At 50.0% G+C, this 12,012-nt stretch carries 9 protein-coding genes; 5 read left to right on the forward strand and 4 right to left on the reverse strand.

Going from position 1 to position 12,012, the window contains the following annotated elements:
- Nucleotides 1-73 precede the first annotated feature (73 nt).
- Entirely contained in the window at nucleotides 74-658 is a 585-nt protein-coding gene (gene rrtA / locus C2M29_RS10215) for a rhombosortase (RefSeq protein ID WP_105189684.1), read from the reverse strand.
- Between the two features lie 252 nt (nucleotides 659-910).
- Between rrtA and ggt the strand changes: the two genes are divergently transcribed.
- From ggt to C2M29_RS10235, 4 genes are all read left to right on the forward strand, one after another.
- Nucleotides 911-2,674: a gamma-glutamyltransferase gene (ggt, locus tag C2M29_RS10220; protein ID WP_105190237.1), complete on the forward strand. Its 1,764-nt coding sequence runs from the start codon at nucleotides 911-913 to the stop codon at nucleotides 2,672-2,674.
- A gap of 155 nt (nucleotides 2,675-2,829) precedes the next feature.
- On the forward strand, nucleotides 2,830-4,548 hold the full coding sequence (locus C2M29_RS10225; protein WP_105189685.1) for an NAD-dependent malic enzyme: 1,719 nt from the start codon (nucleotides 2,830-2,832) through the stop codon (nucleotides 4,546-4,548).
- Nucleotides 4,549-4,719: 171 nt separating this feature from the next.
- Nucleotides 4,720-5,793, forward strand: a complete 1,074-nt coding sequence (locus C2M29_RS10230; protein WP_105189686.1) for a sensor histidine kinase — start codon at nucleotides 4,720-4,722, stop codon at nucleotides 5,791-5,793.
- Nucleotides 5,790-6,617 carry a LytR/AlgR family response regulator transcription factor gene (locus C2M29_RS10235; RefSeq protein ID WP_105189687.1) on the forward strand — a complete coding sequence of 276 codons (828 nt, stop codon included), beginning with the start codon at nucleotides 5,790-5,792 and terminating at the stop codon, nucleotides 6,615-6,617. The genes C2M29_RS10230 and C2M29_RS10235 overlap by 4 nt, the downstream gene beginning before the upstream one ends.
- A gap of 10 nt (nucleotides 6,618-6,627) precedes the next feature.
- On the opposite strand, the gene C2M29_RS10240 is transcribed toward C2M29_RS10235, so the two are convergent.
- Together C2M29_RS10240 and pyk are read right to left on the reverse strand one after the other, a co-directional pair.
- Nucleotides 6,628-7,617: an ATP-dependent 6-phosphofructokinase gene (locus C2M29_RS10240; RefSeq protein WP_105189688.1), complete on the reverse strand. Its 990-nt coding sequence runs from the start codon at nucleotides 7,615-7,617 to the stop codon at nucleotides 6,628-6,630.
- 38 nt (nucleotides 7,618-7,655) lie between these two features.
- A complete protein-coding gene (gene pyk / locus C2M29_RS10245; RefSeq protein WP_105189689.1) occupies nucleotides 7,656-9,092 on the reverse strand; it encodes a pyruvate kinase in 1,437 nt (478 codons plus the stop codon).
- 453 nt (nucleotides 9,093-9,545) lie between these two features.
- Here pyk and gndA point away from each other — a divergent pair, with 453 nt between their 5' ends.
- On the forward strand, nucleotides 9,546-10,919 hold the full coding sequence (gene gndA / locus C2M29_RS10250) for an NADP-dependent phosphogluconate dehydrogenase (RefSeq protein WP_105189690.1): 1,374 nt from the start codon (nucleotides 9,546-9,548) through the stop codon (nucleotides 10,917-10,919).
- 76 nt (nucleotides 10,920-10,995) lie between these two features.
- On the opposite strand, the gene ansA is transcribed toward gndA, so the two are convergent.
- Nucleotides 10,996-12,006, reverse strand: coding sequence for an asparaginase (ansA, locus tag C2M29_RS10255; protein ID WP_105189691.1), 1,011 nt, complete (start codon nucleotides 12,004-12,006; stop codon nucleotides 10,996-10,998).
- Between the last annotated feature and the right edge of the window lie 6 nt (nucleotides 12,007-12,012).

Raw genomic sequence — 12,012 nt, forward strand, 5'->3', positions numbered from 1 at the left:
TTGATATTTGATAGCATAAAAAAGCCCGGGTATTTTTCCCGGGCTTTTTATTTTCTTCTACGGATAAACTAAGTTACCGGCGTGCAATTGATGTCTTTAGCCAGTGCAATGCGGCCAGCGCCACACCGCCTATAACGCCAAATAAATGGGCTTCAATGGCCACCCGGGAGGCGATTAGGGTTTCTAAGTCGGTACTGGCGCCGATAAACTGTTCATAGGCCACCTTGAGCAACACACCCAGCAACAAGAGGTAACCGGTTTTCTCGCTGCTGCGAATATCCCTCAGTGCACCATAGACCAATAAGCCGTGCAAGGTGCCGCTGAGACCAACGTAAATATCGATATTGTTGGCAAAAAAATAAATAAGCCCGGTGCACCCTACTGAGATGCTCACGACCGCCAGCCAGTAGCCACGAATCGTAAAAAAGTGACCATGGAGTATCCAAAGGGCGCCGACGCCAGCCATATTCATTAATAAGTGAGCGCCATTGCTGTGACTAAAATTGCCGCTGAGCAGCCGATATATTTGTCCTTCATCGATGGCAACGCGATCAAACTGCAGCAGGGGGTTAAGGTTGAACATCATGATCAGGGTACAAAGAATGATCAGGGCCAAGGGAGCAAACAGGGTCGACTTTTTAAACACGGATTGAAACATAGGGCGATTATCTATTATTTTTTGCGTATTGTGCCCGTTTATACCAATTCTGTTAAGTATGTGATCAGATATAGCGCTGGATAAATGATATGCTCACAAGGCGGAGTTTTTTCTTATGTAGTTATTCTACATAGAAAAATCCCAACACAGTGAGCATGATATTTAGCCCGCTAGAATGATTAGCTATTTAAGTGAATTGGTATTTCCCTTAAGATGCCAATCTTAAACAAGACAATGGACCTTGGCATTTTTATGACTTTTTCTAAATCTCTGCTGATCCTTGCAGCCACTCTTTTTCTCACCACAGGCTGCGTTACCACCAAAGAACTCGGTGCCACCGAACAGGTACTCGCCGATAGAGAGCCCGAAGCCACCACCAGTATCGTCACTAAGCACCAGGTTGTCGGTGGTAAATACATGGTCGCCGCCGCGAACCCTTATGCGGTAAAGGCCGGCGAGGCGGTATTGGCCAAAGGCGGTAGCGCTATCGATGCGGCCATTGCCGTGCAATTGGTATTAACCTTGGTCGAGCCGCAATCCTCAGGCATAGGCGGCGGTGCATTTATTATGCACTATGATGGCCAAGCGCATCAGTTAACCACCTTTGATGGTCGTGAAACCGCGCCACAGGCGGCCACACCCGAGTTATTTCTCGACTCCGAGGGAAAGGCGGTACGCTGGATAGATGCGGTTGTAGGTGGTCGCTCTGTGGGTGTACCCGGGGTGATGAAAGCATTGGCCGACGCCCATACGCGTTATGGCACCTTGGCATGGCAAGCGCTATTCGATGATGCCATCGCTTTAGCCGAGCAGGGGTTCGAGGTATCTCCGCGTCTGCATAACCTGCTTGCCCGTCGTATTAACCCCGGCGTTGAAAAGTTGCCGGTAGCGAGCGAATATTTCTTTCCTGGCGGTGAGCCCCTTGCAGTGGGCAGCATTCGTAAAAACCCGCAACTCGCGGCCTTATACCGACAGATGGCAGATCAGGGCGTAGCTGCGTTTTATCAGGGCGATAATGCCGTTGCCATCGCTAATGCGGTGCAGCACAGCGCAGTGGCCCCAGGGCTGTTAACCACCGCGGATATTCGGGGTTATCAAGCAAAAGAGCGAGCCCCGATCTGCGTTGGCTACCACAGCTACCGAGTCTGCTCCATGGCGCCGCCGAGCAGTGGCGGCATGGCGGTACTACAAATTCTAAAATTGCTCGAGCACAAAAACCTAAGCCAATACCCGGCCAACGACCCTGAGGCGCTGCATTATTTTACTCAGGCATCCCGGTTGGCCTTTGCCGATCGCAATGTCTATATGGCCGACCCGGATTTTCAGCCGGTTCCCACACAAGCATTGATGGACAGCGCCTATTTGGACAAACGTGCGGCGCTTATCGGTGAGCGCGACCAAAAGCAGCGCCATGGCAATCCGGTTGTGGGTCTAAGTTATGCCGAGGACGATGCCTTCGAGCTGCCCAACACCAGCCATATTTCTATTGTTGATGCCAAGGGAAACGCGGTGTCCATGACCACCTCGATTGAAATGGCCTTCGGTTCCACCCTGATGGTGAATGGTTACTTGTTGAATAATCAACTTACCGATTTTTCACTCTCGCCTATGCGTGATGGTAAATACGTGCAAAACCGCGTTGAAGGCAATAAGCGTCCGCGTAGCTCAATGGCGCCGGTGATGGTATTCAATGAAGATGGGTCATTGCGCCTGGTGATTGGCTCGCCCGGCGGCAGTCGCATTATTAATTATGTGGCGCACAGCATCATCGGCGTGCTCGATTGGGGACTAACGGCCCAGCAGGCCATTAATATGCCGCGTCTGACCAATCGCAACGATGTCACTACCTTGGAGCAGGGCACAGAATTGGCAAAGCTTAAACCGCAGTTTGAGTTGCGTGGACATGAGGTACGAATCGGTGATCTTAACTCAGGTCTGCACGCGGTCGAGGTTATTGATGGCAAGCTCTACGGCAGCGCCGACCCTCGCCGTGAGGGCATAGCCCTGGGTCAATAGGGCGTCAATGTTAATATAAATTCATGGGCTTGTTGGTTAATTGCTAACAAGCCCGAAAACGCCGAAAGAATGCGTAATCTAACCGATTTCGGTTTGCAATTTGTGCCCAAGGGGCAATAATATCAGGCAATTGTATTCTGCGCTAAGTAGGCATCATGACTGATAAATCATCCGCACCACAAACACAATCTAGCGATCCCAATTATCTTTATATTCCTTATTCCGGCCCAACTCTGTTAGAGACCCCCTTGCTTAATAAAGGCAGCGCGTTCACCCAGCGTGAGCGTGAGAGCTTTAACCTGGCCGGTCTATTGCCGCCACGCTTTGAAACCATCGAAGAGCAAGTCGAGCGCTGCTACCAGCAATACTCGAGCTTTCAAGATAATTTAAATAAACATATTTACTTGCGCGCCATTCAAGATAATAACGAGACCCTGTATTACCGTTTAGTGCGCGATCATATCGATGAGATGATGCCCATTATCTATACGCCAACGGTGGGCGATGCTTGTGAGCAGTTTTCCGATATCTACCGCAGCTCTCGCGGTCTCTTTATTGCGTATGAAGACAGACACAATATCGACGATATTCTCCGTAACGCCACCAAGGGCAAGGTCAAGGTGATCGTGGTTACCGATGGTGAACGCATTTTGGGCCTGGGCGATCAGGGTATTGGCGGTATGGGTATTCCTATCGGTAAGTTGTCCCTGTATACCGCCTGTGGCGGCATCAGTCCGGCCTATACACTGCCGGTGATGCTGGACGTGGGTACCAATAACGAAAAACTGTTGAACGATCCCATGTATATGGGAGCGCGCCATCCGCGTATTAGCCAGGCGGAATACGACGAGTTTCTTGATCTCTTCATTAAAGCGGTGAAACGTCGTTGGCCTAATGTGATGTTGCAGTTTGAAGATTTCGCACAGCCCAACGCCATGCCGTTATTAAAACGCTATCGCGATGAAATCTGTAGCTTTAATGACGATATCCAGGGCACGGCAGCGGTGACAGTGGGCACCTTATTGGCCGCTTGTCGGGTCAAGGGCACCAAATTAAGCGAGCAAAAAGTAGTGTTTGTCGGTGCCGGCTCCGCCGGTTGTGGGATTGCCGAGCAGGTAATAAGCCAGATGGTCTCCGAGGGCATTAGTGATGCCCAGGCGCGCAGTCAAATCTTTATGGTTGACCGCTTTGGCCTGTTAACCGAGGGCATGGACGGCTTGCGTGATTTCCAACAGGCGCTGATGCAAACTCAAGGCAACCTGGCGAAATGGAAGTACAGTGGTGATTATCCATCACTGCTGGACGTGATGCATTGCGCCGAGCCCGGGATCTTAATTGGGGTGTCGGGTCAGCCTGGCCTCTTTACCGAGCAGGTGGTGCGTACCATGGCCGAGAATAATTCGCAGCCGATTATTTTCCCCTTATCGAACCCATCGAAGCAGGTAGAAGCGCATCCACAGGACGTGTTGACCTGGACCAATGGCCAGGCCATTATCGCGACCGGTAGCCCTTTTGGCACCATTAGCCATGAGGGTCAGGATTACACCATTCCGCAGTGTAACAACAGCTATATCTTCCCTGGCATAGGCTTGGGCGTTATCGCCATTAAAGCCAAACGCATTACCGATGAAATGCTGATGGCGGCGAGTGAAACCTTGGCGTCGAGCTCGCCGTTGGCCAATGAGGGCAACGGCAGTTTACTTCCACCACTGACGCAAATCGAAGACCTGTCTAAACGCATTGCCTTTGCCGTGGCCAAGGTGGCCATTGAGCAGGGGGAAGCCCTGGAGGTCAGCGATGAAGATATTATGAAGGCCATAGACAAGAACTACTGGCATCCCGAGTATCGAAACTACAAGCGTGTGAGCATCTAATCAGCGCCTTAAGTCTAAACGCCGCACCCAGAGTGCGGCGTTTTTGCGTTGAAGGAAGGGTTAGATAAGACCAAATACAGTGCGTTTTGGGTTGGCTTTATTAATAATGATGTTAGATAAGTATGCAGCGTGCGTGGATATTGATGGCGTTGCCAAGGAGTTGAGTAAGTTTTGAATTGGCAGCAATTAGTCGATAATCGCCAGCGTTTTTTCTGGGTTTTGCAAATCGCCGGATGGATAGGCTACGCCCTGGTTAATTACATCGGCTCAAAGGTCTTTGAAATGCGTGATATTTACGTGTTCGTGATCTTACTCAACGCCTATGCCGGGTGCCTGATGACGGTACCGCTGCGCTATTTGTATCGTCGCGTTTGGAATGCCAAACCCTGGATTTTGGTGCTGGTGGTATTTGGGGTGTCCTATATCACAGGCACTCTGTGGTCAGTGGTGCAAAAATTTAATCTGTGGGAAATCTATCGCCACGGTTACCGCCCCGATGAATGGTTTTATTATTTTCAGCAGGGCCTTGACTCGGTTTATATCATCTTATGTTGGAGTGGTCTGTATTTCGGTATTAAGTACTACCAGCTCTTACAGGGTGAGCGGCAAAAGGCGCTTAAAGCCAATACCATGGCCCATGAAGCGCAATTAAAAATGCTGCGTTATCAGCTCAATCCGCATTTTTTGTTTAATACCCTCAATGCCATATCGACTTTGATCTTGGTTGAGGAAAACAAGGATGCCAACAAAATGGTGTCGCGTCTGAGTGACTTCTTGCGCTATACGCTCAACACCGACCCAATAAAAAAAGTGGCGTTAGAGCAAGAGCTGCACGCCCTTAGCCTGTATTTAGATATTGAGCGGGTCCGCTTTGATGACCGCTTGGCTGTACAAATGGATATCAGTGACGAGGCTAGAGAAGCCTTGGTGCCGAGTCTTATCCTACAGCCGATAATTGAAAACTCGTTGAAGTATGCCATTGCCCATATGACACAAGGTGGGGTGATCAGCATTAAGGCACAGGTATTTGCCAAAGAGCTGTTACTCGAGGTCAGCGACAATGGACCTGGCACCGAGCTTAAAGACGGGCAACTGCTGCATGCCGGTGGTGTGGGAATAGCCAACACCAAGGATAGATTAAAGACACTTTACGAGAACAATTATTCATTTGTATTATCAGGGAATACGCCGACTGGTTTAACCGTCAACATTCGTATCCCTTATGAGAAGGCAGTAACAGAGTGAATACCATAAAAACCCTGATCGTCGACGATGAGTCGTTAGCTCGCAAGGGCCTGGCCGTGCGTTTGGCACAACTCGATAACATCGAAGTGGTCGAGCAATGCGCCCAAGGTAGCGATGCGGTGGCCTTGTGCCAATCACAAACGATAGATTTGGTCTTTTTGGATATTCAGATGCCAGGAATGAACGGCTTTGAGGTGGCGGATGCGCTTGCGCAGTTGCCCAGCGAAAAGCAACCCCTAGTGGTGTTTGTTACCGCCTTCGATCGCTATGCCGTGCAGGCCTTTGAAGTACATGCGCTCGACTATGTGCTCAAACCTGTGGATGACGACAGACTAAAACAGGCGGTGGAAAAAGTGCAATCACATCTAAAAACACAACAAGATAATATTCATAAGAAGAAGCTCGCCAGCTTTGTTGCCGGGATCACCGGTAATAACTGTGAAGAAATTCTTAAGAAGCTAGCCAGTGGTGATAGCTTGGAAACCAAGCGTTATCCGGAATCTTTGGCGGTAAAAGAGCAGGGTGAGATCATCCGCGTCCCCACCAACAGCATTCAATGGGTGGACGCTGCCGGCGATTACATGTGTCTTCACTGTGGTGATGGGCAAACCCATATTCTGCGCAAGACCATGAAAGAGCTGGAGCGCGAACTCGATCCAAGCCTGTTTGTGCGCGTTCATCGCAGCGCCATCGTCAATTCAAAACAGATCAGCAAACTGGTGACCCAGGTCAGTGGCGAATACCTTTTGGTGTTGAGTAATGGCCAGGAACTCAAAGTTAGCCGCAGTTACCGCGATAAGGTAAAAGCGGCGCTGGCTAACTAACAGCCTGATGTTAAAGACGGTACTGCTTTAAGCGGGCAATAAAGTCTTTATTACGGGTCTGCGTATTAGCGGTATCGGCGAAGGGGATGGTGGTGATGGCATTGTTTTCTATGCCGACCATAATCCCGTTGGCACCGCCAGCGAGCTGTTCGATGGCGGCCACTCCTAACTGCGTCGCTAAAATGCGATCACCGGCCACCGGAGCTCCACCGCGCTGGACATAGCCCAAAATCGCACTGCGGCTATCGACACCAGTATAGTCGCTTAGTTGCTCGGCCAACTGCTGGGCAGTGATACTTAGCGAATGCTCCGCCATGACCAGCACATAACTATGATGTTTATCTCGGCTCAGCGCTAGCGCCATCTCTTCTTTTAGTTCGGTAATAAAGGCGTGCTCATCGTCGAACAGCTCTTTGCAGATAATTTGCTCGGCGCCACTTGCCAACCCCGCTTCCATGGCCAGAATACCGCAATCACGGCCCATAACCTCGACCACAAAGGTACGTTCAAAGGCCTGGGCGGTATCGCGAATCTTGTCTATGCAGTCAAGCGCCGTGTCTATGGCGGTGTGAAACCCTATGGTGGCATCGGTGCCATTGATATCGTTGTCTATGGTACCTGGGATACCAATAAGCTGCCCCTGCCAGTGTTCTTGTAACGCCTGCGCGCCTTTAAAACTGCCGTCACCGCCAATCACTACCAACGCATCGATATGGCATTTACGTAGACTGTTAGCCGCTTGCAATATACCCGCTTCGCTGTGCATTTGTGGGCAGCGAGCCGATTTTAAAATGGTTCCGCCACGATGAATGATGTCGGTGACATCTTGAGCATGGAGTTCGGTGTAATCTTCGTTGATCAGACCATTATAGCCGCCATAAAAACCGACAACTTGATACTCGTGGGAGAGGGCGTGTAACGTAAGGGCGCGAATTGCCGCGTTCATTCCGGGGGCATCGCCCCCGGAACTGAGTATTGCCACTCTTTTCAATTTAGCCATAAGTTATTGCGTTTGTTGCTTAAACCTATGCTAACTATTTATTGAACGGTGACAATTTTCAAGGTATTTGTGGCACCAATGGTTTCCATCATGTCGCCATGGGTGAGGATAACCGTGTCACCTTGTTGTAATTCGCCAAGTTCAACCAAGCGAGCAAGCGCCTGACTGGCAATCTCTTCCTTCTCATACTGGCTGGAATCGAAGTGCACCGGGTAGACCCCACGATATAAGGCAGACTGCCCCAAGGTTTGTTGATGGCGTGATAGCGAGTAAATGGGAAGACCCGATGAAATACGTGACATCAACTTAGCCGTGTTACCGGACTCGGTCAGGGCAACAATGGCTTTAACCGTACCCAGGTGGTTGGCCGCATACATGGCCGATAGGGCGATGGTTTCGGCATTGTCGGCAAACATGCTATCGAGGCGGTGTTTAGAAATATGGGTTTCTTTTTGCGACTCGGCACCCAAACAAACGCGGGCCATGGTTGCTACGGTTTGTTCCGGGTAATCACCGGCGGCGGTCTCCGCTGACAACATCACCGCATCGGTGCCATCCAATACCGCATTAGCCACATCCATGACTTCGGCGCGGGTCGGCATGGGGTTGTCGATCATCGACTCCATCATCTGCGTGGCGGTGATCACCACACGATTAAGCGAGCGGGCACGGTTAATAATGGTTTTTTGTTTACCCACTAGCTCGGCATCGCCAATTTCAACACCCAGGTCACCACGTGCGACCATAACCGCATCGGAGGCGAGAATAATGTCGTCGATGGCCTCAACGCTTTCGACCGCTTCGGCACGCTCAATCTTGGCCAACAATTGCGCCTTAGAGCCTGCTTTTTCGGCCAAAGAGCGTACATAGCGCATATCTTCACCGGAGCGTGGGAATGACACAGCGATATAGTCAACGCCAATTTCGGTGGCGGTGATCAAGTCTTCTTTATCTTTATCGGTAAAGGCCGGCGCCGTTAAGCCACCCCCTAGGCGGTTAATGCCCTTATTGTTTGACAGCACGCCACCTACTTTAACGATACAGTGGACCTTATTGCCTTCAACATGGTCGACGGTCAGTTGAATAAGACCATCGTTAAGCAATAACAGGTCGTCGCTTTTGACATCGCGCGGCAGCTCTTTGTAGTCGATGCCGACGCCGTTAATGTCGCCTTGGCCCGGGCCTAAGTCGGCATCAAGAATAAACTTCTCGCCTTGGGTAAGGGTCACCTTGCCATCTTTAAAGGTAGAAACTCGAATTTTAGGGCCTTGTAAGTCGGCGAGAATAGCGACGTGCACGCCTAAACGGCCAGCGATGTCGCGCACAGCATTGGCACGCTGCTGATGGTCGGCGGCTTTGCCATGGGAAAAGTTTAAGCGCACCACATTGGCGCCAGCGCGGATGATTTTTTCTAGATTATTGTCTCTGTCCGTTGCCGGACCCAGGGTGGCCACGATTTTTGTACGTCTAAGCATTAAAGTCTCCCGTAGGCGTATTTGCTTAATAGCATGGTAGCAAACTCTGGCTTAATTACAGCGTCGAGTCGGCTTTTACTTATTTTTTTACTATTTATGTTTCGCTAGTATGACACCGGTGTCAGATGCAGTCAATTGTGCTATAATCGCCACCTGACTCCTTTATGCAATGATATTGGGCTAATTTGATATAATTCCAAGGCGGGGATTGAATGGTGCATAGTTTTCCCTATAATGCCCGCCGTAATCAGGTTATACACCCAATTTTAAAAGGCGGTCAATCCAAGCGCTGGGCATAGACTGGCTAACGGGTTAATAATTGCAATGTAGCGTATCGCTTTATAGAAATTATTAATGAGGTTAGAGGGTTAGGGCCTAACGCTAACATATTTTTGTTATTGCACCTATGGGTGTTAAAGACCAGTCACACGTTTATACCGAGGAGGAAACTCGATGCAAGTTGCATTAGTAGGTCTGGGAGTGATGGGCAAAAATCTTGCTTTGAACTTAATCGAAAAAGGGCTCACGCTCGTTGCTTATGATAAAAATCCAGACGCTGGTGAAGAATTACTAAGCTGCGCCAAATCACAGGGAACGGCCGAGCGCTTGCATATCGTCTCCGATCTTCATGATATGGTACGTCGCCTAGAAGCGCCACGCTCCATCCTCTTGTTGGTTCCGGCCGGTGAACTGGTCGATCGTGTGTGTCAGGACCTGGTTGATGCCGGTGTCAGTAAAGATGACATCATCGTTGACTGTGGTAACAGTAATTACAAAGACGGTATTGCCCGCAAACTGAAATATCAGAATAAATTTGAATTCGCCACCATGGGAATTTCTGGTGGTGCCGAGGGCGCTCGTCATGGCCCGGCGATGATGGCCAGTGGCTCCGAGGGCGGCTGGGAGCGCCTCGAATCGTCATTTGAAAAAGTGGCGGCCAGCTACAATGGTGAGTCTTGCTTTGCCCGTGTAGGTCAATCCGCCAGTGGTCACTTTGTAAAAATGGTGCACAACGGCATCGAATATGCGCTGATGCAGTTAATCGCCGAGGTATACCAGTTATTGCGCCTGGGTGCGGGTAAAACACCGCAGCAAATTTCAGAGATTTTTGATGCCTGGTCAGAAGGTGAACTCAACAGCTACCTTCTTTCTATTTCAAGCCACATTCTTAAGCTTGAAACGACCGACGGAACTGCCTTAGTCGATTTGATCGATAACAAGGTTGGCGCCAAGGGCACGGGTTTATGGACGGCGCAAAATGCCTTGGAATTAGGCATCGCCGTTCCTTCATTGGTTGCCGCGGTACAGGCTCGTCACCTAACCAATACCGGTGATACCCATGCGGCAAAAGAAATGACCTATGCCGCTAAGGCCACAGACAGCATTGATATCGACCTGGAAGAGCTAAAAGATGCTTTCCACCTGGCGAGTTTGTTGTGCTATCGCCAGGGGCTGGCGCTGATCAAAGGCGCATCGCGTGCCCATCAGTGGAAGGTTGACCTAGCTAAAACACTGCAAACCTGGCGTGCCGGTTGTATTATCCGCGCCGATTATCTGGACCAAATTGCCCAAGGCGTTGAGTTTATCGACACCCTGGATACGCAATTAAAAGCGCTGCGTTCAATCAGCGGTGCCGCGGTCAGTACCGGTCTTGCATTCCCTGTGCTCAGTGCGACACAAAACTATTTGGCCACCTTAAGTACGCCGAGCAATGGTCATTTGGTTCAGGCGCAACGCGATTACTTCGGTGAGCACGGTATTAAAACGCACAGCGGTGAGGTGTGTCACCTAACTGATCTGGTTGAGATTGATGCCAAGGTTCGTTAATCCTCTCGGTTAGACGAATACCTAGAATATAGAAAAGCCCTGCAGATGCGGGGCTTTTTTTGCTTTGAATTTGCGATTAGCGGCTTAACTCACCGCGCAGATTATCCTGCATAAGATGACGAATACTTTGCGTTGAAATTTTCTTGCTCAGTAAATAATGGAGCTTGGTTAAACAGGCTTCCAGCGTCATGTCGAAACCGCTAATAACGCCAACATTCAACAGCGCATTGCCTGTGGCATAGCCACCCATATTTACCTGTCCCTGTAGGCATTGAGTGAGGTTGATCACAACAATGCCACGCTCATTGGCATTGGCTAACAGTTCCAAAAACTCATGGTTTTGTGGCGCGTTACCAACACCAAAGCTCAATAAAATAAGCGCCTTAATATCGTCGTTAATAATTGAGCCGACCACATCGGCGCTGATCCCGGGGTACAGGTGCAACACCGCGATGGCTTGCGGGGTGATGCGCGATACCTGTAATTCATTATCGATATAGGGACTGAGTTGACCCTCTATTAGTCTGATATTGATACCGGCCTTGGCTAAGGGCGCCATGTTAGGGGAGTCGAAGGCGTTAAAGCCGTCGGCATGAATCTTGGTTGCCCTATTACCGCGAAACAGCTGATTGTTAAAGAACAGGCTCACCTCGGCAATGGGGTAGTTAGCGGCCAAATACATGGCGTTTAAGAGGTTGACCTGACCGTCGGAGCGCAGTTGCGATAAGGGGATCTGCGAGCCGGTTACGATCACTGGCTTGGTCAGGTTTTCAAACATAAACGACAGTGCCGAAGCAGTGTAGGCCATGGTGTCCGTGCCATGGAGAACCACAAAGCCGTCATAATCATGGTATTTGGCCTGAATATCGTCGGCTATCATCTGCCAATGGGCTGGCGACATATCGGAAGAGTCGATGAGTGGACAATATTCTTCAATATCGAATAGCGGCATTTCATCGCGGTTAAACTCGGCACTGTTTTTTACCGTTTCGGTCAGGTAACCAGCGGCGGGGATAAAGCCCTGGCTTGATTTTTTCATGCCTATGGTACCGCCGGTGTAGGCGATATAAATACGTTTACGTTTCATAAAAAA

The sequence above is a fragment of the Pseudoalteromonas sp. T1lg48 genome, from assembly GCF_002964785.1.
Classification (GTDB): domain Bacteria; phylum Pseudomonadota; class Gammaproteobacteria; order Enterobacterales; family Alteromonadaceae; genus Pseudoalteromonas.